The 20,071-nt window shown below is 59.3% G+C and carries 21 protein-coding genes; 10 read left to right on the forward strand and 11 right to left on the reverse strand.

All coding sequences use genetic code 11. The features are described from left to right. Nucleotides 1-61: 61 nt before the first annotated feature. The 6 genes from V1T76_RS27090 to V1T76_RS27115 form a co-directional block, all read right to left on the reverse strand. Nucleotides 62-1,477 (reverse strand): ATP-binding protein, encoded by a 1,416-nt coding sequence (locus tag V1T76_RS27090; protein WP_330563790.1) that lies wholly within the window; start codon nucleotides 1,475-1,477, stop codon nucleotides 62-64. Beyond that, nucleotides 1,467-2,135, reverse strand: coding sequence for a response regulator transcription factor (locus V1T76_RS27095; RefSeq protein WP_330563791.1), 669 nt, complete (start codon nucleotides 2,133-2,135; stop codon nucleotides 1,467-1,469). Before V1T76_RS27095 ends, V1T76_RS27090 begins: the two co-directional genes overlap by 11 nt. A 79-nt stretch (nucleotides 2,136-2,214) precedes the next feature. Then, nucleotides 2,215-2,469 (reverse strand): PepSY domain-containing protein, encoded by a 255-nt coding sequence (locus V1T76_RS27100; RefSeq protein WP_208983863.1) that lies wholly within the window; start codon nucleotides 2,467-2,469, stop codon nucleotides 2,215-2,217. Nucleotides 2,470-2,598: 129 nt separating this feature from the next. Further along, a complete protein-coding gene (locus V1T76_RS27105) occupies nucleotides 2,599-3,894 on the reverse strand; it encodes a glycosyltransferase (RefSeq protein ID WP_330563792.1) in 1,296 nt (431 codons plus the stop codon). A 114-nt stretch (nucleotides 3,895-4,008) separates the two neighbouring features. Then, nucleotides 4,009-4,767 carry an HAD-IIB family hydrolase gene (locus V1T76_RS27110; RefSeq protein ID WP_330563793.1) on the reverse strand — a complete coding sequence of 253 codons (759 nt, stop codon included), beginning with the start codon at nucleotides 4,765-4,767 and terminating at the stop codon, nucleotides 4,009-4,011. Further along, complete coding sequence (locus tag V1T76_RS27115) at nucleotides 4,764-6,302, reverse strand: glycosyl hydrolase (protein ID WP_330563794.1); 1,539 nt, start codon at nucleotides 6,300-6,302, stop codon at nucleotides 4,764-4,766. The genes V1T76_RS27110 and V1T76_RS27115 overlap by 4 nt, the downstream gene beginning before the upstream one ends. Before the next feature lie 279 nt (nucleotides 6,303-6,581). On the opposite strand from V1T76_RS27115, the gene V1T76_RS27120 reads away from it, so the two are divergent. Further along, entirely contained in the window at nucleotides 6,582-7,331 is a 750-nt protein-coding gene (locus V1T76_RS27120; protein ID WP_330563795.1) for a DUF1194 domain-containing protein, read from the forward strand. Nucleotides 7,332-7,419: 88 nt separating this feature from the next. Here V1T76_RS27120 and V1T76_RS27125 read toward each other — a convergent pair whose 3' ends face one another. Both V1T76_RS27125 and V1T76_RS27130 read right to left on the reverse strand, forming a co-directional pair. Next, entirely contained in the window at nucleotides 7,420-8,121 is a 702-nt protein-coding gene (locus tag V1T76_RS27125) for a helix-turn-helix transcriptional regulator (protein WP_330563796.1), read from the reverse strand. 42 nt (nucleotides 8,122-8,163) lie between these two features. Then, the gene (locus tag V1T76_RS27130; protein WP_330563797.1) at nucleotides 8,164-8,538 is read right to left on the reverse strand and encodes a VOC family protein; all 375 of its coding nucleotides are present in this window, start codon (nucleotides 8,536-8,538) and stop codon (nucleotides 8,164-8,166) included. Between the two features lie 419 nt (nucleotides 8,539-8,957). Between V1T76_RS27130 and V1T76_RS27135 the strand changes: the two genes are divergently transcribed. From V1T76_RS27135 to V1T76_RS27160, 6 genes are all read left to right on the forward strand, one after another. Beyond that, nucleotides 8,958-10,595: an EAL domain-containing protein gene (locus V1T76_RS27135; protein WP_330563798.1), complete on the forward strand. Its 1,638-nt coding sequence runs from the start codon at nucleotides 8,958-8,960 to the stop codon at nucleotides 10,593-10,595. Between the two features lie 165 nt (nucleotides 10,596-10,760). Next, nucleotides 10,761-11,015 carry a YdcH family protein gene (locus tag V1T76_RS27140; RefSeq protein ID WP_330563799.1) on the forward strand — a complete coding sequence of 85 codons (255 nt, stop codon included), beginning with the start codon at nucleotides 10,761-10,763 and terminating at the stop codon, nucleotides 11,013-11,015. Between the two features lie 653 nt (nucleotides 11,016-11,668). After that, a complete protein-coding gene (locus V1T76_RS27145) occupies nucleotides 11,669-11,974 on the forward strand; it encodes an ArsR/SmtB family transcription factor (protein ID WP_274578160.1) in 306 nt (101 codons plus the stop codon). After that, a complete protein-coding gene (locus V1T76_RS27150; protein WP_330563800.1) occupies nucleotides 11,961-12,881 on the forward strand; it encodes an alpha/beta fold hydrolase in 921 nt (306 codons plus the stop codon). Before V1T76_RS27145 ends, V1T76_RS27150 begins: the two co-directional genes overlap by 14 nt. Before the next feature lie 270 nt (nucleotides 12,882-13,151). Continuing rightward, on the forward strand, nucleotides 13,152-13,592 hold the full coding sequence (locus tag V1T76_RS27155; RefSeq protein WP_330563801.1) for a hypothetical protein: 441 nt from the start codon (nucleotides 13,152-13,154) through the stop codon (nucleotides 13,590-13,592). Between the two features lie 53 nt (nucleotides 13,593-13,645). After that, complete coding sequence (locus V1T76_RS27160; protein WP_330563802.1) at nucleotides 13,646-14,398, forward strand: SDR family NAD(P)-dependent oxidoreductase; 753 nt, start codon at nucleotides 13,646-13,648, stop codon at nucleotides 14,396-14,398. A 3-nt stretch (nucleotides 14,399-14,401) separates the two neighbouring features. Here the strand turns inward: V1T76_RS27160 and V1T76_RS27165 are convergent, their stop codons facing one another. Beyond that, complete coding sequence (locus V1T76_RS27165; RefSeq protein ID WP_330563803.1) at nucleotides 14,402-14,764, reverse strand: hypothetical protein; 363 nt, start codon at nucleotides 14,762-14,764, stop codon at nucleotides 14,402-14,404. A 161-nt stretch (nucleotides 14,765-14,925) separates the two neighbouring features. Further along, the gene (locus tag V1T76_RS27170; protein ID WP_330563804.1) at nucleotides 14,926-15,351 is read right to left on the reverse strand and encodes a secondary thiamine-phosphate synthase enzyme YjbQ; all 426 of its coding nucleotides are present in this window, start codon (nucleotides 15,349-15,351) and stop codon (nucleotides 14,926-14,928) included. A gap of 132 nt (nucleotides 15,352-15,483) precedes the next feature. On the opposite strand from V1T76_RS27170, the gene V1T76_RS27175 reads away from it, so the two are divergent. Beyond that, entirely contained in the window at nucleotides 15,484-16,812 is a 1,329-nt protein-coding gene (locus V1T76_RS27175) for a glycosyltransferase (RefSeq protein ID WP_330563805.1), read from the forward strand. Between the two features lie 39 nt (nucleotides 16,813-16,851). Here the strand turns inward: V1T76_RS27175 and V1T76_RS27180 are convergent, their stop codons facing one another. Further along, complete coding sequence (locus tag V1T76_RS27180; RefSeq protein WP_330563806.1) at nucleotides 16,852-17,730, reverse strand: LysR family transcriptional regulator; 879 nt, start codon at nucleotides 17,728-17,730, stop codon at nucleotides 16,852-16,854. 114 nt (nucleotides 17,731-17,844) lie between these two features. Between V1T76_RS27180 and V1T76_RS27185 the strand changes: the two genes are divergently transcribed. Further along, nucleotides 17,845-18,216, forward strand: a complete 372-nt coding sequence (locus tag V1T76_RS27185; RefSeq protein ID WP_330563807.1) for a VOC family protein — start codon at nucleotides 17,845-17,847, stop codon at nucleotides 18,214-18,216. A 107-nt stretch (nucleotides 18,217-18,323) separates the two neighbouring features. Next, nucleotides 18,324-19,955, forward strand: coding sequence for an FMN-binding glutamate synthase family protein (locus tag V1T76_RS27190; protein WP_330563808.1), 1,632 nt, complete (start codon nucleotides 18,324-18,326; stop codon nucleotides 19,953-19,955). Nucleotides 19,956-20,071: the final 116 nt, after the last annotated feature.

Raw genomic sequence — 20,071 nt, forward strand, 5'->3', positions numbered from 1 at the left:
TTTGCATCACATCCTATCACAGTCCCGCAAGGGCGGCTCCACCGTTCGTTCGACAAATCCCCTATTCCTTGTTGAGCGCTGGCAGCACAAGACGTGCCTTCAGTCCTCCGAGCGAGGAACTGTCTAGGGTGAAGGAGCCGCCGTAAAGGGCGGCAAGGTCTGCCACAATCGACAGGCCAAGCCCCGTTCCCGGCACCGTTTCATCCAGTCGCCGTCCGCGTTTGACCGCTTCAGCCCGCTGTTCCGGCGTCAAACCGGGCCCGTCGTCCTCGACCGTGATCGTGAACATGTCCCGGTTGGTCGCAGGATCATTCAGAGGCGCAACCTGAACCTGTACCTTCGACCCTGCCCATTTGCAGGCATTGTCGATCAGGTTGCCGCTCATTTCTTCCAGATCCTGGCTTTCCCCCCGAAAGCGGATAGCGCCCGTCTGGGCGAAGCTGACTTCCACGCCCTTGTCCTGATAGATCTTGCCCATGGCCCGGATCAGACGGGCAAGAACCGGCTCGGTCTCGCAGGAGACCCCGATGACCCGCCGCTGCGCTGCCATGCGGGCCCGCTCCAGGTGGTGCTGGATCTGCGTAGACATGATCGCCGCCTGTTCGGACACCTTCTGCGCCAAGGGACCTCCGGCGGCCCTTGCCTCGTTGGAGATGACGGAAAGCGGCGTTTTCAGCCCGTGGGCAAGGTTGCCGACATGGGTACGCGAGCGTTCGACGATTTCCTTGTTCGACACGATGAGCGCGTTGAGTTCCACCGCAAGCGGTGCGATCTCGCGCGGCAACGCCTCATCGATCCGTTCGGCCTCGCCTCGCCTTACGGCCGACAGCGACGCACTTAAATGCGCAAGCGGCCGCAAGCCGAATTTCACCTGAAGAAAGATCGCCAGAATGAGCCCGAGCCAGACAATGCAAAGGGTAATGGCGACAAGTCGCGCAAATTCGAAGATATCCGCCCAGAACCCGGCAGTTGCCGCCGCAACGGCAATCACATAGCTGGTATCGCCTACGGAAATTCTGCGTTGCAACACACGGATTTCATCACCTGTTGGGCCAATGATGAACCCCGCGTTGGCCTCGTCCTGACCGATCGGCGGCGTGTTCAGCGGATCTCCGACAAGAGACTCCGAGGCATAGAGGATCGACGGGCTGTCGGCGCGGCGGACTGTCCAGTACCAACCAGACAGTGGCAGCGAAAACCGCGGATCGCCGCGGTAGGCCGGTGCGGCCAGGGTCGCGGTTGTCTGGTCCGCGTTGGTTGCCAGCATTTCGGCAATCAATGCCTTGATGTGAACTTCGAGTTGCGCATCGAATGCGCGCTCGCTCGCTCTTTCGTAAAGGCTCACCAGAAACACACCGGCAATGGCAAGCGCGATGGTGGACCAGACAGCAGCCACAAATACGAGGCGGGCAGCAAGCGATCGTTGGGGCTTGTTCAACGGCTGACCGTTTCTGCTGGCCGTGGTCTCAGGAGTCACTCGCCGCTCCCAGGCGGTATCCGAGCCCACGGATGGTTTCGATCATGTCCGAGCCGATTTTCTTGCGCAATCGGCCAACGAACACTTCCACCGTATTGGAATCGCGGTCGAAATCCTGATCGTAGAGATGCTCGGTCAGCTCCGTCCGGGAAATGACCTTGCCCTGGTGGTGCAGCAGATAGGACAGCAGCCGGTATTCATGTGATGTAAACTTGACCGCGCTGCCGTCCACGGTCACACGGCCGGATCTGAGATCCAGACGCACCGCACCGCACGTCAGTTCATTGGAGGCATGGCCGGCAGCCCTGCGCACAAGCGCACGGACCCGGGCAAGAACTTCTTCCATGTGAAAAGGTTTTGCGACGTAGTCGTCCGCGCCGGCATCAATCCCGGCAACCTTGTCCGACCAGCGGTCTCGTGCGGTCAGGATAAGAACAGGCATGGTGCGTCCGTCGCGGCGCCAGTTTTCCAAAACGGAGAGGCCGTCGAGAGACGGCAGACCGAGGTCCAGAACCACGGCGTCATACGGCTCCGTATCGCCAAGAAAATGCCCGTCCTCACCATCCGTCGCACTGTCGACCACATAGCCGGCCTCTTCCAGGGCGGTCACAAGTTGGCGGTTCAAATCGGTATCGTCTTCGACAACAAGAATGCGCATGAAATTCAACTTTTTGACTGAAGGAACCGGAATCAGATCAACCAACCGAAAGCCGGCAGGAAGATGTCGCTTCTAGCAATTACCTGCTGGCATTGACTGTGACAGTTGTCACCTTGCCACCCTTTAGGACCGACAACAGATAGACATAGCCTCCGCCCTGCTGGCAAAGCTGGGCCTTGACGATTTCACCGCCTGCTTGCCCTGCAACCGCCCCAAGCGGGGCGGCCTTGCCGCTGGCCACGACTTCGCGGGCCTGCGACTGGGACAAACAAGCGGCTTGCGCCGGCGCGATGACGGCGAAGGTCAGGATCAAAAGGGCAAATATCTGTTTCACGTGTCCGATTCCGGTCTGCTCACGAGGTCATGCGCAAGGTGTAATCTATTTCACCTGAACGCAAGCTGAACCGGACGTTTGGTTATCTTCAGCATCCCTTCTCATTCAAGGCACCCTTCCGGTAAGCCGTCAGCCCACCGCGAGCTCGTCGGACTGAAGGTCGTCATAACGGCCCTTGAACTGCTCGAACACCTGCAAGGTCCGCCGCGCAATACCTGTCCAGCCGAACACGCGACGGGCGAAGCGGGCGCCTTCCACACACAGTGTCTCGCGCATCCAGGTATATTGCATCGGCATGTTCAGCATGGCCGCGAATTCCTCCGGACGCTTGGGATCAGCAACCAGCGCGTGACGGCCGAATTCAATCTGCTCGAACAAGCCGCCGTGAATGGTCACGACCGTCGGAGTGCCACAGGCCATTGCCTCTACGGCAGTCATCCCGAAGGGCTCATAGCGGGACGGCAGGGCGAAAATGCCCGGACCGCGATAGAAATCGGCCAGATCTTCATCCTCGACGTAGCCGCGCCAACTGATGGAATCGGCCACCCCAAGGGAAGAAGCGATCTCTTTCCATTGCTTGAGCAAAGCCTTGTCGCTGTCGGAATTCGCACCGGCGGCAAGCACCAGCCGCGCTTCGGGCTGCAGCTTCAAGAGGCTCGGCATGGCCTGAATGATCAGGTCATAGCCTTTGTTCTCCGCCGCGCGGCCGACAACGTAGATGTCCGTTTCCTTGAAATCGTGTTTCCGCCGCGCCTCCGCAACCACATCCGGTGTTGCAGGTGTGAAGCGGCCTTCATCGATGCCTGGCGGGATCATGGTGATGTGCTCACGTGGCAACTGGTACTGCTCCACGATGAGGTCGGTCTGCTGCTCGGTGGTTGCGATGATGTGATCGCAGTTGCGGTAAAGAACGAACTCCTTCTGGATCCGCTCCTTGAACCGGTAACCGGCCATCTCTTCCTCGCCAGCGCCCACCATGTCGTGCTGCTTCCACCAGCCGAGCGAATGCGGCGTGTGAATGTGCGGGATCTGCAGTTCCTCGGCAATTTTCTGGCCCGCAACGCCTGCGTCCCAGTAATGCGAGTTGATGACGTCATAATTCAGCTTGCGATGACGGATCATTGCCAGCGCATTGGTAACGAAGTCACCATACCAGTCGTGCATGTCTTCCTTGCGGATGAAATCGGATCCGCCGAAGGGCACGCGCACGACGCGCAGGTTTTCGTTGATGATATCCTCGGCCGGCTGGTCTTCGAACTGGCGCGTCATGACATCGACCCTGTAGCCGAGCCGCGCGAAGCGCTTTGCCAGTTCCAGTACGAAGACCACCTGGCCGCCCGTATCAGGTTTGCCCAGTTCCGGTGATCCGGCCACATAACCGTGCAGCGAGATCATCAGAAGTGAACCGATATTGTGCTTGTTCATGTGTCGTTACCTTGTTCGTGTGCTTTGTACTCCAGCGTCCCAGGCGTTCTTTTGCTCTTTTTGCTCATCAGCCCACCAGCGTTGCGGCAGGCAGCGGCCCTTAAAATGGCCGGATCAGACTGCCGACTGCGGCAGCAGCCCCATCACGGTCAAGCCTTCCAGCACGCCGGCGGCGTGGTGGGCGGATGCCAGATAGGTCTTTTCACGCGGCAGGCTCGCAAGAAGCTCCTGCCGGGCATTGCCGACCGCGATGGCCTTGCCTGCTGCTTCGAACAGCGCAAGGTCGTTGCCGGAATCTCCAGCGGCGATCGTTCGTTCCATCGGAATGCCGAGGTGGCTTGCAAGATGGCGCATGGCGGCGTCCTTGCCTGCACCGGGGGCGAGAATGTCCAGGTCGCTGGTTCCTGAATAGATATGCCTGAACGGGATGCCCTCGCTCCGAAGTTCGGCAAGAATTGCGTCCACGCCGTCTTTCCCCGGAACGGCAAAACTGGCCTTGCCGCCCGTCTGGAACTTGTTGTCGTGTGCATCATACCCCAATTTCCGGACGATTGCGCGAACCTCGCCGTCAGGCCAGTCGGCAAAACGGCTTTGCCAACTTTCCAGAAACAAACGGCCAAGACGGATTTCGGTTCCCAAACCGGTGATAATTGCGTCCGGTTCGAAGTCATCTGGAAAATATTCCGACAGGGTCTGGTCGACGCTGACGGCCGGACGGCTGGAGTTCAGAGCCAGTTTCAGATGCGGCCCGGCGGTCTTGAGCTGGTGCCAAAGCCGTTCCAGATCTGCCTGATTACCGGTCAGCGTATCGTCAATGTCGCTCACCAGAAGCCAGGTGTCACTCGTATCTGCCGTGCCCGTCTCCGCGGTCACCGGTTCTCCCCTTCCTGATCGGGCGCCCTGTGCGTGACGGAATAGACCGGTTCGACCGTGTGCTCCGTTACCGGACGGCTCAATGTTTCGACAACAAGGTCCTTCAGGCAAACCGCCGCGCTTTCAGTGTAGAAGCCGATGCCCCCGTCAACGAAACTGTCGTCGACAAGGGACAGCACGACATGACCGTCGATGGAGAACTCGAAATAGAGGCCATGGGCCACGACCTCGATTTGCCATGGGCCATGATCGCTGCCGCGGAAATGCGCTTCCTGAAGCGGTTCGTAGCGGAAAGCGTGTTCGAATTCCGGCGTCGGATTTGCGCCCCATGCCCGCATCTGGGCAATGCCGTTGACGAGGTCGAGAGACAGATAGTAGCCGTCGCCCTCGTCGTTCATCCGCAGCACGAGACCGGTCTTGCCGAGCCCTTCCAGCATCAACTGCGCCTTCAGGCGGAAGTCCTCATGCTTGCCGGGCAGAATGAAGGCCTCATAGCCGCTTACACAGGACAGGTGCAGCCCGTCCGAGCGATCGATGGCGGAGGCGTGCGGATTGGAATAGAGAACCTTGCACTGATAGGAGGCCGTTACGACCTGACGCTGTGTGACCAGGTAATTGAAGTCGGAATTCGATTTCAGCTTGAGGCGGCCGGCACTGTCGGTCACCAGCTCCTTGGGAGGCGGCAGCAGCTTCTTCACATGCTCCCGTCCGTAGACGTATTCCGTCTTGGAGAAGAAATTGAACAAGAGCAAACGGTCGTTCGTCCGGCAGATCCGGCCCGCGTAATTGCCTGTCGGCAGGATCACATTGTCGAAAAAGTTCTGATATGGGCCGTCGATCGTCTCTGAATACCAGTAATGGATCTTGGTATCCTCGCGGATCGAGCCCATCAGATAATAGCGGCCGTCGAGCCGGAAGAGGTTCGGCACCTCGACGTCATCATAAAGTCCGGGCCGGTAGAGCGGTGCCTCGAAGGAGAATTTGTCCGTCTTTGTCTCCCGCGCAAGCCCGACGCAGCCGCGCCGGATGACCGGACCGTCTTTCACTCTGGCAGACGACAGCAGCAGCCGTTCGCCCGTTTCCTCGTCCATATAAAAGAACGGATCGCGAAAACTGACCCACTGGCGGCCTTCGTCGACGGAGCTTTCATAAAGCGGCCCCGGCACCTCCAGCGGATAGTTGCCGTGGTTGCAGCGCTGCCAGTTGAACAGATCCTTGGACCGCGCCAGCCCGACCCGCTGCACCCGGCCATATTCCGCACGGGCAAGCCCGGTATAGAACATGCGCCACTCGCCCTTGCGGTCCGGATCGGGCGTTACATGCATCGTCCAGAGCATGTCATCGTCCCATTCGCCCGGTTCTCCGACGAAAAGCGCATTCTTTACGCGACGCCAAGTCATGCCGTCCGTGCTGACGGCGTGCGCGATGAAATCGTGGTTGGGCAGCACCAGATGGAACAGATGATAGAGGCCGTCGTGATACACGACATCGACGTCGCCAATGTCCGACCGCAAAAATCCATGGGATGCATACATGCGTTAAACCTGCCCAGATATTTCAGCAATTTCAAGAGACTAAGCCAAGAAATTTGCACTGCAACATAAACCCTACCGACAATACACCTTGTCGTACAGGCCTGTCTTGCTCCGCCACTGCCTTGAAAGATCCTCCGCTATGAACTGGCAGCAGCGGCAGGAAGACGGTCTTTCGGCAGATCTGCTCGAACCGCCCGATTGCCGGAATTTGAACGCCGCGTGGATGCATGCTCATCTTATTGGCATTCCCTTCGAGCCCGGATCCACTAGAATGGTGTCATGATGGGCCGCCGTTCGAACTTGCTGATGGATCACCGCCGCCTTGGAAGAGGCGCAATGCGCAAGACCTTGCGGCGCGCCTGCAGTCTGTTGTGCCTCGCACCGCTGATGCTCGTCCCTGCCTCGGCTTCAGCCTGTTCCCTCTCGCTTGTTCTGGCCATGGATGGATCGGCCAGTGTCGATGCCCGCGAGCATACCCTGCAGCTCAACGGACTGGCGGACGCCTTGACCGACCCGGATGTGGTGCAGGCAATCGAGGCTGTCGGCGGGATCTGGGTCACCAGTTTCGAGTGGAGCGGCAGGTACCAGCAATTGCTCCAGCTCGGGTGGAGCCATCTCAACGATGCGCAAAGCGTTGCCAATGCCGCTGAGATCCTGCGCCGTGCGCCGAGAGGCTATACGGAGTTTCCGACTGCCCTCGGTTATGCACTCGGCCATGCATCCACCTTGATGCGAAAAGCACCCGTTCCCTGCGGGCGAAAGGTGGTCGATGTCGCCGGCGACGGCATCAATAATGACGGCTTCGGCCCCGACAGCGCCTATAGGGCCTTCGACTTCAAGGAAATCACCGTCAATGGCCTTGTGATCTCGGGCGCGGACGAAACGCCTGTGCGCTACTACCGGTCCCATGTGATCAAGGGTCCAGGCGCTTTTGTCGAGGTCGCCGCCAGTTACGACGACTACGCAGAGGCGATGAAGCGCAAGCTGCTGCGGGAAATCTTCGGCAGCGGCTACGCGTCCCTGCGTTGACGTTTGCCGCCTGGGCTGCGCGCGCCCGCGAGGCTGACAGGGCTGCTCCACCGATTTGCAATTAAAAGAAGGCCTTTCCGCGTGGTCGTCACCCGGCAGAATTGCCCTGGCTGTCTCGCTCCATACCGCGGTAGAAATCCTTCAGAGTCTTGCCGGGCTCAGGATCGAACCGGTCGCCCATTTCCCGTATTTCGGAAATCCGGTCCAGCCGGAACATGCGGAAATCCTGCCGCAACTCGCACCAGGCGACAAGTGTCCACACCTTGCCCCAGAACCAGAGCCCCAGAGGGCGGATCGCCCGGCTGGTCGGCTGCCCCTTGCTGTCGCTATAGGCAATGGACAGTCGCTTTCGGCCATCGGCAGCCGCTTCCAGAAAATCGATATGCGCGCGGATTTGCGGTGTCATCTCCGGCGCGAAGGCGTGGATCTCGACCTCATTCTGGCGCACCCGCATCTTTTCAGGCAGAACCGCGTCAATCTTGATCATCGCCTCTTCGGCGGCCCGGGCCATGGCCGCACCGCCCCAGGCGCGGATCAAACGCGCACCGGCCAAAAGAGCGACGATTTCGTCCCGCGTGAACATGAGAGGTGGCAGTTCATAGCCATCGCGCATGATGTAGCCGACGCCGGCAGCCCCTTCGATCGGCACGCCGGAGGCTTGGAGGTCGACCACGTCACGATAGATGGTGCGTTCGGAAACTTCGAGCCATTCGGACAACTGTCGCGCCCGGACAAGCCGGCCACCGCGCAGATACTGTACGATCTGGAACAACCGGTCGGCACGCCTCATGATGCCGGCTCCCTGCGAAGCCGGCATCCTGTCAGTCGTGCCTCAGCGTGCGAACATGCCGATGGAATTGCCGTCCGGATCGATGCCATAGGCAAAGCGGCCTGCCGGGATCGCCGCCGGATCGGAAATGATCTGCCCGCCACTGGCGGCAAAGCGCTCCATTGTTTCTTCCAGGGTGTCCGGACAAGCGAGATGGATGGTTGGTCCGGTTCCGCTTTGTGCGGGTTTCCCGGGATAAAGGTGACCTGCAATCCCGCCCTGCTCTTTCGTTGGAAAGATTGCAATCTCATTGGGTCCCATGTCAGCGACACGTCTAAGCTCCGTTTTGAACACGTCATTGTAAAAGCTGACCGCCTTGTCCAGATCGGAGACGGGTATCTCCATCCAGACAGTGAAGTGATCGGGTGCAAAAGTCATGGAAAGTCTCCTCAGGCGCTGTGATGAGGATCACCCTATCAGACCTCTCCTGACAGCATTCTGTCAGGAGAGAGCACCGAGCATATCTCACGCAAATGCAGGGAAACACCCGATAATTTCGCTTGCAGAGAAGATCTTCAAACAGGACTGATGACATTTAACCCGGCAAGACACCGGCGCAGACAGACCGGACCGAGCAAGGTTGCCCTTCTGTCTGCCGGTTGAAGGCGCGCGCGCTTTGCCCTGATGCACGCTTCAACCTGATCCGGGCGGGCCAAACTGCGGTTTTGGGGTAAAAAACAACACCAGGAGCCACAAAAGGCGGGATAACCAGTCAAGTTAAGCGCCGTTAATTCTAACAATTGACTTGTTCTTAATCCTGGCTGTGCAACTTGGGCGGACCAATAACCGGCAATGAAATGGCACGTCACAGTACCTCGCCCAACAACCGCGCACTATTAACAGGCTCTCTTGCGGGCCTCGCGATTTTTGCCGCCATGTTGGTAATTGCCTGGGCTGGCGTCGCCTATGACGGTCAGCGGGATCTGCAAAAACAGACATCTGATCTTCTGGCGATCTGGCTTTCCAATATCGACCGGGGCAACAAGCTCTATGCGACCTTGGAAAACCTTCCGCAACACGATTGCAGCGACGACCATCTGAATGCGCTGAACACACTCGTCTACAAAGACAATCACATCACCAACATCTGGTTCTTCCCCGATGGGGATACGAAGGCTGCCTGCTCATCGAGTTTCGGGCGGTTCGAGCCTGCTCACGATTTCGGCCCGCCCAAAAAGGCTCAGCTTTTTCGCGATGGCCGCCAGACCTGGTATCGGGTGCCATTCGAAAGGGCCCGGGATGTTGGCGAGATCACCTTGATCAAGAAAGGCCGCTACGGGGTTTCCTTCTACCAGACCGGCAACCTGGCAACGGCGGCAGACGACCTGTTCTATGTTTCGAACAGGCAGGATCCCTACACCGTTCTGTTTTACGGCCACGGAAACGCCGGCCTTCTCCAGCAATACCGGAACACCTATGGCCCGGTGTTCGGGCGGATCTATGCTCAGGCCTGCGGTGAAGGGGATGTCAGGCTGTGTTACCTGACCATGATTCCCCCCACCCGCATCGTCGAGCAGAACATCGCACTGATCGTGATATTTGCCGCTTTCGGCCTCGTGACCGGCGTGCTCGTTTTTCTGAAGGTTGAACGGATCGTGAGTGACCGGCACAGCCCGGCCGGGCGGATCCGCCATGCGATTGCCAACGGCGGCAAGGGTTTCGAACCGCACTACCAGCCGATCCTGACGCTCGAGACGATGAAGTGCGACGGCTGCGAGGTTCTTGCGCGGTTCGAGGATGCACAGGGCAAACTCTTCCCCGATGAATTCGTGAGCATTATCCAGCAGGAAAACCTGACCTGGGAGTTCACGGAAATCATCATCACCAAGGCAGTGCGCGATCTGAAACCGCTGCTTGCCGGACGGCCCGGTTTCAAGGTTTCCGTCAATTTTTTCCAGTCGGATCTTGAAGACGACCAGATCCAGTCCGTCCTTCGCTCGCCTGTTTTCGCCATGGCGGCCGAAGCCGGTCTTTCCCTGTGCTGCGAGATTCTTGAAACCGGGATCAGGTCCGGGACCAGCAGTGTCAAGTCGCTTGAGTATCTGCGCAGCAACGGCTGCCTGATCGCGATCGATGATTTCGGCACGGGATATTCAAACCTTGCACAGATCAAGGCGCTCAATCCGGATCTCGTGAAGATAGACAAGATGTTCATCGACGATCTGGGCAGCGCCACCGATTGTGCCCGCGGCGCGTTCGTCCAGGCGATTCTGAGTATTTCGTCGGCACACGGCATGAAGGTCTGTGCGGAGGGTGTCGAGACCATGGAACAGCTCGCCTCCCTCAGACACCGCAATGTGGACTACGCGCAGGGGTATTTCTTTGCCAAGCCGATGCCGATCCGCGACTTCTCCCTTTACCTTCTGGAGCAGACGCTGAAAGAGAAGATGCCGACAACCGGCCGGCTGGCGAAGCTCAAACCCGCCAGCGGTTAAGGCCTGCATCACCGTCGAAGCATCGCTCCAAAGGCTTTCAGCCGCGCGTTCTTCCGAAAGGCGGCGCGGCCTCAAAAACACTTTTCAATTTGAAGCGCGATTGATCTGTCTCAAGGTGATTGGAACGGGTTGGCGGCACCTTGTGCTTCTTACAAGGAGGCAAGAATGAGCCACGTGCCACACGAACTACATGAAGAATTTCCGGAAGCCGCGGACACATTGCATGCGTTGAAAACCAACGATGCCCATTTTGCGCGGCTGGCGGACGAATATCACACGGTCAATCGTGAAGTGCATCGCATCGAGACGGATGTGGAGCCCACATCGGACGAAGTCCTGGAAGATCTGAAAAAGAAGAGACTTCACCTGAAAGACCAGATTGCAGCCATCCTGGCCGCAGCCTCTAACACCGTGTCCTGAGCCCCTCCTTTTCAGGCCGGTGTTAAAGCCCGCGCCGTCCCCGTCCGACGGCGCGGGCCACCGCTTGCAGCTCTCCAGGACAAGTCTCCGGGACAAAGTCCATGCCCTCCAGGAGCGCAGCGGAGCACATTTCCAGTCGCGGCAAGCCTGCCGACGACACACGCAGCATAACTACAAAGAGTTGAAAAAAGAAGGCGCCGCAGCCTACTTCAAGGCCCGGCGCCAGTCTGGGGAGGAACGACCCTCATCGTTCACCCTACGATGTGGGTCTTCACGCAAACAGTTGCAAGGCAAGCCTGTGTGAGGCTTGAGTGATCCGGAACCAGCGTTCCCCGACATGCCGGCGGTCACCTGAAACATCAGCCATGCGAGCAATGCCCCGACAGGGGCAGTTGAAGGCGACCGATATTTTCGTGCGAGCTATAGGGCAATACGGCATTGGCGTATCGTGCGGCGAAAGGCTCGAAAGAGCGCTTCCGAGAGCTTTGACGCGGTGCGCTCTAATTGAAACTTCGGGCGGGAAGTGTGAATTCGCTGCGCTTTAACCGGACGGCTGCATTGCGGACAAAGTGAGCTTTCGCTGCGGCTGCTCCAACGTCTGCACTGATACAAATACATTGACGAATAGCTGTTTAACTATGTAATGGTTGAGCATGGTAGATCGGCTTGAACAATCCAAGGCTCTTTCAAGCAAGGCGCGTGTGGCAATACTCGATTGGTTGCGTGAGCCATATGATCATTTTGCGCACCAGGAGACTGGTGACCCTCGCGATATCGGCGTCTGTGTCACGCTGATCACGGAAAAGCTCAACATGGCCCAACCTACGGTCAGCCGCCATCTGGAGCTGCTGCGTCGCGCAGACTTTGTGACCGTCAACAAGATCGGTCGCTGGTCGTTTTTCAAACGCAATGAGGCGGGCATTGCTGCTTACAAGGAGTGGCTGAATGAACATCTGTGAGGCAGCCGACGCCCGGCTTCTGCCCGGCTTCAAGAGGCAGTTCGTCACTGTCGATGGCAACGACACCTTGGCCCTGACGGCCGGGTCCGGTCCGCCGCTGTTGATGCTGCATGGCGATCCGCAAACGCACCTATGCTGGCATGACATCGCGCCGCGCCTGACGGACCGGTTCACCGTCGTCCTGACCGATCTTAGGGGACGGGGAGAAAGTCACAAACCCGAACCGGGCCAAACCCCGAACCCTTTTGCAAAGCGCACGATGGCAGCCGAGCAAGTCGCGGTCATGCACAAGCTCGGGTTCGACAGCTTCTCGCTGGTTGCTCATGATCGTGGAGCGCGGGTTGCCCGGCGAATGGCGCTCGATCATCCCAATGCCATCGAGCGCTTGTGCGTCATGGACATCGTGCCCGCCCTAGACTTCTACAAAAATACGAACGCTGCGATCGCTCAGGACTATTTCTATTTCTTTTTCCTGACCCAGCCATACCCGCAACCCGAACGACTTATCGAAGGCGACGCTGAAGCGTTCCAGCGCCAGATACTTTTCGGCCTGGGCGACAAGCGGGTGCCATACGACGAGGACGCCCTCGCGGTTTATCTGGAACGATCGACGGACCCTGCTTCCATCTTCTCTATGTGTGAGTGTTTCCGGGCAGGCTACGGGATCGACCGGGACTACGACGCTGTCGATTGGGAGGCAAACCGCAAGATCACCTGCCCGACACTGGTCCTCTGGGGTGACAAGGGTGTGACCGGGCGGCACTTCGACCTGAAGAAAATCTGGGACGGATGGTGCGAGGACGCGCACTATGCAGCGATGCCGAGCGGCCATTTCATTCCGGAAGAGGCCCCAAACGAAGCGTTCGATGCCTTGCTTCCGTTTCTTACAAAAGGAACTGCGGCATGACGTTGTGCTGCGCTTTGTTGCCGAAAGCTGCAATTCGCGCGCCTCGCAGCATTGGTTAGAAAGGGCTCCAAGCAGACCTGCGCCGCAGACTGATCGAACGACCGCAAAGGGCCGTGATTACGATTCCGTCAAAGCTCTGAAAATTCCCACTCACCCGACCTCGATCATTCAGCGGAGGAATGCCTGATTGCCCGCTTGCCCGCACCCGCCGTCGCTTGACCCGCACGCGGCCGTGTTATCTTCTGGGGCGAGTTCAGTTCGGATCGGATCATGACCCTTGTTCGCCTCTGCCTGCTTCTGCCCCTCTTGTTCTCGTCCACGGCATTTGCCGCCGATCATTGCATCGACGTGCAGGCCAAGGGGGGCTGGCAGCAACTGGCGCTACCCGGTGGCAAGATCACGGGTGTGCGGTATTCGGGGGGCTGGAGCGTTATTGCCGGCATGTACAAGGCGGTCGGTCCGCGTGGTTATTCCGGTGAAGATGCCCGCAAGCTCGGCCCGCTTTATGGCTACAAGTATGATCAGGCCTACGCTTTCGGGGAAATGCTGGTGCGGGACCAGGCTGGCCGCATCGTGCCCTTCGCGGAGTTCGCCGCGCTTGCCGTGAACACACGCGACCCTGCCGGGGTCTATGCCTTCCGCATCAACGACAAGGACGTTGCGTTGCCGGACAATGCCGGCGCGATCCGCGTCTGCATTTCCATGCGCTGAGCCGCTGAAATCAACCCCTTTTCCAATCCCTGCCCCGAACGGACCCCGCTGTCATGACCCAGAAAACCATTCTCATCACCGGTGCTGCCCGCGGCATTGGCCTTGCCACGGCAAAGCTCATGCTCGCACGCGGCTGGCAGGTTGCCATGCTCGACAGGGATGCAGACGAACTTGCGATTGCCTCAAAGGGGCTGGAGGGGGCCGTGCCGTTTGTGTGTGATGTCTCCATCATTGAGCAGGTCGAGGCGACGATCCCCGACATCCTGCAAAGGTTCGGCCGGCTGGACGCGGTGGTGAACAACGCTGGTGTTGCTGAATTCGGCCCCATCGAAGAGACCGATTTTGCCATGTGGCGCCGGGTGATGGAGACCAATCTGGACGGTGTGTTTCTGATTTCGCAGGCGGTCACGCCCGCCCTGAAGGAAACCCGTGGCGCGATCGTGAACATCGCCTCGATTTCCGGCCTTCGCGCCTCCACGCTGCGGGTTGCCTACGGCACCTCCAAAGCTGCGGTCATCCAGCTGACGAAACAACAGGCGGCGGAACTTGGCGAATACGGCGTTCGCGCCAATTGCGTCTGCCCGGGCCCGGTGCGCACCAAGCTGGCAATGGCGGTGCACAGCCAGGACATTATCGATGCCTATCACGACGCCATTCCGCTCAACCGCTATGGCTCGGAAACCGAGATTGGCGAAGTCATTGCCTTCCTGTGTTCAGAGCAGGCCAGCTATGTCACCGGTCAGGTGATCGCTTCCGATGGCGGTTTTGAAAGCACGGGGGTCGGTCTTCCGGCGCTTCGCAAGTAGGCGTCAGTCGACTTTCAGGAACACACAGCGCTGCATGACCGGCCGGTTTGCGGCCTTCCGGGAACAATCCTCTTTCCGGAACGCCCCTTCAGGGCGGTACTTGTCCATGACCGCGTCCAGGCGGTCGTTGGTGATGGCGGCGTTGGCCCTTTGAAGGCAGGGTAGCAGAATTGCCTTGTTCGCGCGTTGCTGGGCACCGCTGGGATATTTACCCGGTTCCGGATTGACCGGTTTGAAGCACTCGATGAAAACCGCTTCCTCGATCCCGAGGTCGGCTGCGATCCGGTCCGTCGGGCGGTTCGGGTCGTTGTCCGCAAGAGCGGGACCTGCCAGGAACAGTGCGGCAAGGACAATGATGAAGCGCATCTTGTAAACTCCTGAATCTCAACCGACTTCCGGAGACGGACTTCCGGTTCATGCACCACTCTAGACGGTCCGAAATTTCAGGATGTGATAGTCGTCACATATTTTTCGAAAAGGGCTCTTTTCTCAATCCAGGGCGTTTGACAGGCCCGCGAAACCAACTTTCAGCGGTCGGACAGAAAATGCGCAGCGACCTGGCGCTGGTGCGGCCGGGTGCGGTGTTCGAAAAGATAAATCCCCTGCCACGTTCCAAGCGCCATCCGCCCCGCAGAGACGGGAATGGAAAGCGAAACCGGCATGATCGCGGCCTTGATGTGGGCGGGCATATCGTCCGGTCCTTCCAGCGTGTGCACCAGATACGTCATGGAAGGGTGATCCGCGGGCGGAATGAGACGCTCGAAAAACGCCTTCAGGTCCTTCTGCACATCCGGGTCCGCATTCTCCTGGATCAGCAGCGAACAGGACGTGTGGCGAACGAACAGGGTAAGCAAACCGTCTTCAGCCCCTGTTTCCGCAAGCCAGTCGGCCACCGACGAAGTGAATTCGTAAAGGCCCTGACCGCGCGTGCCGAGTGCGAATCTGGTTTGCATTGTGTACTCCAACGGCGGTGTTGCGCCTGCTCTGGCTTAGGCGATCCACGTTAAGGTTGCAATTGCGGGCCGGGACAGCCATCTGAGGGAGGCCTGCCGACGTCCTGTGTGACTATCCCCTCCGAGGCCCCGATGCCAAGTCCCCGAAAGAAGATCCTGATTGCCTCCCTCGGTACACGGGGAGACGTTCAGCCGTATGTTGCCCTGGCGCGTGACCTTACAAGGCTCGGGGCCGATGTGGTGGTGACCACGGGGGAAGGCTTCGATGACATGATCACCGCCGCCGGTGCCCGCTCACGACCTGTCCCGCTGAATTATCAGACCCTTTTGCAAGGGGAAGACACACAGGCTGCGCTTTTCACCTTGAAGGGGAAAATCCGCGCGGCGCGCAAGAGCATGGATCTGCAAAAGGAGGCCGCGCGGTGCCTCTGGGATATCGGAACGATTGAGCGGCCGGATCTCATTCTCTTCAACCTGAAGGCAACGGTTCTCACGCTGGTGGCGCGACACCTGAACGTGCCTGCCCTGCCGACGGCGCTGCAGCCTGTTTCCGCGCCCACAGGTTCCTTTCCCCTGCCCCTTTTCGGGCTACCCGACCTCGGCCCTTTCCTCAACCGGCAAAGCTATGCCGTTGGACGGCTGCTGATGCGGCTCGGCATTGCCCCGCTGGCGAAGGCTGTGCGGGAACACGCGGGACTGAAAGACACGTCTGCCTCAGACGGCGATCTGATGGGCGACGATCTGATGGGCGGCGATCTGATGGATGGCCATATGCCGGGCGGTGAGGCAGCGCTTTGCCTCCAGGCGTTTTCGCGCGCCCTGGTGCCGGCGCCAAAGGACTGGCCAACAAACACCTGGGCCTGCGGCTACTGGCTGACCGAACCCGATCCGGACTATGTGCCGCCGGAAGACCTGGCCTCCTTTCTGGAGAAAGGCCCGGCGCCGATCTATCTGGGCTTTGGCTCCATGCCCAGCAGAGACCCCGGAAAACTGACGGAAACCGTGGTTGCGGCGTTGGAACAAACCCGCCAACGCGCCGTTCTGGCCACCGGCTGGGGGGGATTGTCGGCGAAAGACCTGCCGCGATCCGTGTCAGGCCGTATCTTCCTGCTGGAAAAAGCGCCCCATAGCTGGCTTTTCCCGCGATGTGCGGCAGTCGTTCATCATGGTGGTGCCGGCACCACCCATGAAGCCCTGCGCTGGGGCAAACCATCGCTCGTCTGCCCGGTTTTCGGCGACCAGCCGTTCTGGGGCAAACAGGTTCACAGGGCCGGAGCCGGACCTGCGCCGATCCGTCAGACTTCGCTGACGGCTTCGAAACTTGCCCGGGCCTTGAAGCAGCTCGAAGACCCAGTCTACCGTGTGGGAGCAAAACGGGCAGCGGACATCATGGCGGGCGAACCGGGCGCACGCGGCACGGCCGAGCGGCTGCTGACAATGATCGGCGCCAAAAAGGCCTGACAAGCCCGGCGCTGTCGCACTCGTGTCGGCACCGCTGCCTTACGCGCTTGAAAATGCCGTTTCGGCGCGAAAGGCCGTTGACAGAAACCGCGCCATACAGGCGACCCGTTCGACTGATCGAAGGTCCGGGTGGGTCAAAACCCAGAGCTCGTTTGCCGGCACCTCGGTGGCAACGGCAAGTTTCTTCAAACCTTCCCGCGCCACATCCGTAGGAAGCAGGCAGAGCCCCAGCCCCTTGCGCGCCAAAGCGGCCATGGTCGTAAGATCATCACTGCGAACAACGACCCTGTCGCGCAGCGATCTGTCCATCTGCAGGAAACCGGGCCGCTGCGCCAGCAGTCCGCTGGCGCCGATCAGATCGTGGGAGGAAAGCTCGGCGGCACTCACCGGAACGCCCTTGCGATCCAGATAGCTCTGGCTTGCAAAATAGGCCCAGAGGATATCCGCGACCTTTCGGCCGATCAAGTGTTCGGGTGGGGATGAGGTGACACGAAGGGCGATCTCGGCGGCCCTGCTGGACATGTTGATCTCCTCGTTGGAGGTCAGCAGCTCAACCGTGATGTCTGGATACCTGGCTTTGAAGTCCAGAAGATATCCGGGCAGGAAGTGGACTGCGAAACTTGCCGGAGCCGTCAGCCGGATTCGCCCTTTCAAGGCCAGATCCGCGCCCGAAATCCGCCGGTCGATGTCCTCCATCGCAACAGCGACGGACTGCGCCAGGTCCAGGATTTCAGCCCCCGCCTCAGTGGCTCTGTAACGGCCTTTCACCTTCTCGAACAATCTGGAACCGAGCTGATCTTCCAGAGAGCGGATGTGCCGGAACGCCGTCGCGTGACTGATGGCGAGCTTTTCCGCAGCCTTGGCGAGACTGCCGGTCTCAGACACGGCATGAAATGTTCGAAGGTAATTCCAGTCCATCACATTCTTTCAAATTTGCAAAGCCGCACCTCAATTCTGCCTATTCCGTTCATTTTTGCAAATCTCTAAATCGGTCATGCCGGCACCGCACACACCATTTTTCAGGAGCAAGACATGATCGGATATACGTCCTTGGGAACAAACGACCTGAAGCGGTCAGCCGCGTTTTACGACGCTTTGCTGGCCGAACTCGGCGCGCAGCGGCTGATGGAGTTTGACGACTTTATCGTCTGGTCCGGCCAGCCGGCCGGTGCCGCCTTTTCCGTGCACATTCCCTTTGATGGGAAACGGGCGACTGTCGGCAATGGTGTCATGATTGCCCTGTCTGCCAACAGCCGCGCGCAGGTTGACGCTGTGTACCGGAAAGCCATCGAACTTGGGGCAGCGGATGAAGGCAAACCCGGACAACGCGCTGACAACGGCTTTTATGCCGCCTATTTTCGGGATCTGGACGGCAACAAGCTGAACGTTCACCACATGGTCTGAAGTCGATCCGGTTCCAGCGAAGAGCGGTCAACGGAGTTGATCGCTCTTTCCTTTTCGGCCGCAGCCTGACAAAACTAGGCAGCCCGCCGAAAAGGAGTCACCGGTCCGTGTTTCCCGCCCGCTATACCGTTTTCATTCTATGCATCGCCCTTGCCGTTATTGCGCTTGTCCTGACGTTTGCCCTCAGCGGCTACTTCGTCTGGCCATTTCTCATCTTTGCCGTGTTGTCGGCGATCGGTTATCTCGATGTCCGCCAGACCCGACATGCGATCCTGCGCAACTATCCGGTGGCCGGTCATTTCCGTTTTCTGTTCGAGGCGATCCGGCCTGAGCTGCGCCAGTATTTCTTCGAAAGCAATCAGGATGGCCGCCCCTTCTCGCGCGAGCGGCGCTCCATGGTTTACGACCGGGCAAAGGACATCGAGGATGTTCTGCCGTTCGGGACGGAACTCGACGTCTATGACACGTCCTATGGCTGGGTGAACCATTCGATCTGTCCCAAGCCGCACAATCACGAAGACATGCGCGTGACCATCGGCGGGCCGGACTGCAAGCATCCCTATTCCGCCTCCCTTTACAACATTTCGGCCATGAGCTTCGGCTCGCTGTCCGGAAACGCCATCCTGGCGCTTAACAAGGGCGCCAAGGCCGGCGGCTTCTATCATGACACCGGCGAAGGCAGCGTTTCGCGCTATCACAGGCAGGGCGGCGGCGATCTGGTCTGGGAGCTTGGCAGCGGCTATTTTGGCTGTCGCGCAGACGATGGCACCTTCGATGCCGACAAATTCGCCAAGCAGGCCGTCGAACCGCAGATCAAGATGATCGAAATCAAGATGAGCCAGGGGGCGAAGCCCGGTCACGGCGGCGTGTTGCCTGGCCCGAAGGTGACGGAAGAAATTGCAGAAGCCCGCGGGGTTCCGGTCGGCACGGATTGCATCTCGCCAGCCTCTCATTCCGCCTTTTCAACCCCGATCGAACTTCTGCATTTCATTGCGCAGTTGCGAGACCTTTCCGGCGGCAAGCCTGTCGGCTTCAAGCTGTGTATCGGCCACCGCTGGGAGTTCATGGCCATCGTCAAGGCCATACTGAAAACAGGCATCAAACCCGATTTCATCGTGGTCGACGGCGCTGAAGGTGGCACTGGCGCGGCACCAGTGGAATTTGCCAACCGTCTGGGCACTCCGCTGCGCCAGGGGCTTACCTTCGTCCACAACTGCCTGGTCGGCACGGGCCTGCGCGAGGATATCCGCATTGGGGCCAGCGGCAAACTGATCAGCGCGTTCGATATTGCCGGCGCCATGGCACTCGGGGCCGACTGGGTGAACTCCGCGCGCGGCTTCATGTTCGCGGTCGGCTGCATCCAGTCCCAGAGCTGCCACACCAACCGTTGCCCGACCGGTGTCGCGACGCAGGACCCCAAGCGCCAGCAAGCCCTGGTGGTTCCCGACAAGGCACAGCGTGTCGCGAATTTCCATCGCAACACACTCAAGTCACTCCGGGATTTCTCCGCTGCCGCGGGGCTGAACCATCCGCGTGAATTCAAGCCGGAGCATTTCTATCTGCACGAAGGCCTTCGCGAAATCATGCCGGCCAGCGTCGCGCTCTCCTGGCTGAAGAAAGGCGCGCTTCTGGAGCAGTCGCACAATATCGCGGGTTATTCGACCTATTGGGAAATGGCGGAAGCGGAAAGCTTTCTACCGGTCAAGTCGGTTGAAGCCGCAAAGTCCGCCCACGGCTAGGCGTAGGGACCACCTTGGAGAGGATATCGGGCCGGCTGACTGCCGATAGGAAACTGCATGGACGCGAAGGCTGCTCGACTGAGTCCAAAGGCAGAACCGCCCCCTGTCCCCTGTGT

Source organism: Roseibium sp. FZY0029, assembly GCF_036350355.1.
GTDB lineage: Bacteria > Pseudomonadota > Alphaproteobacteria > Rhizobiales > Stappiaceae > Roseibium.

Coding starts and splice junctions, on each gene's coding strand:
- V1T76_RS27095 (WP_330563791.1), bottom strand. CDS start 2,135: ATGCGCATTCTTGTTGTCGAAGACGATACCGATTTGAACCGCCAACTT.
- V1T76_RS27105 (WP_330563792.1), bottom strand. CDS start 3,894: ATGAACAAGCACAATATCGGTTCACTTCTGATGATCTCGCTGCACGGT.
- V1T76_RS27115 (WP_330563794.1), bottom strand. CDS start 6,302: ATGTATGCATCCCATGGATTTTTGCGGTCGGACATTGGCGACGTCGAT.
- V1T76_RS27120 (WP_330563795.1), top strand. CDS start 6,582: ATGATGGGCCGCCGTTCGAACTTGCTGATGGATCACCGCCGCCTTGGA.
- V1T76_RS27125 (WP_330563796.1), bottom strand. CDS start 8,121: ATGAGGCGTGCCGACCGGTTGTTCCAGATCGTACAGTATCTGCGCGGT.
- V1T76_RS27130 (WP_330563797.1), bottom strand. CDS start 8,538: ATGACTTTTGCACCCGATCACTTCACTGTCTGGATGGAGATACCCGTC.
- V1T76_RS27135 (WP_330563798.1), top strand. CDS start 8,958: ATGGCACGTCACAGTACCTCGCCCAACAACCGCGCACTATTAACAGGC.
- V1T76_RS27140 (WP_330563799.1), top strand. CDS start 10,761: ATGAGCCACGTGCCACACGAACTACATGAAGAATTTCCGGAAGCCGCG.
- V1T76_RS27145 (WP_274578160.1), top strand. CDS start 11,669: ATGGTAGATCGGCTTGAACAATCCAAGGCTCTTTCAAGCAAGGCGCGT.
- V1T76_RS27150 (WP_330563800.1), top strand. CDS start 11,961: ATGAACATCTGTGAGGCAGCCGACGCCCGGCTTCTGCCCGGCTTCAAG.
- V1T76_RS27155 (WP_330563801.1), top strand. CDS start 13,152: ATGACCCTTGTTCGCCTCTGCCTGCTTCTGCCCCTCTTGTTCTCGTCC.
- V1T76_RS27160 (WP_330563802.1), top strand. CDS start 13,646: ATGACCCAGAAAACCATTCTCATCACCGGTGCTGCCCGCGGCATTGGC.
- V1T76_RS27165 (WP_330563803.1), bottom strand. CDS start 14,764: ATGCGCTTCATCATTGTCCTTGCCGCACTGTTCCTGGCAGGTCCCGCT.
- V1T76_RS27170 (WP_330563804.1), bottom strand. CDS start 15,351: ATGCAAACCAGATTCGCACTCGGCACGCGCGGTCAGGGCCTTTACGAA.
- V1T76_RS27175 (WP_330563805.1), top strand. CDS start 15,484: ATGCCAAGTCCCCGAAAGAAGATCCTGATTGCCTCCCTCGGTACACGG.
- V1T76_RS27180 (WP_330563806.1), bottom strand. CDS start 17,730: ATGGACTGGAATTACCTTCGAACATTTCATGCCGTGTCTGAGACCGGC.
- V1T76_RS27185 (WP_330563807.1), top strand. CDS start 17,845: ATGATCGGATATACGTCCTTGGGAACAAACGACCTGAAGCGGTCAGCC.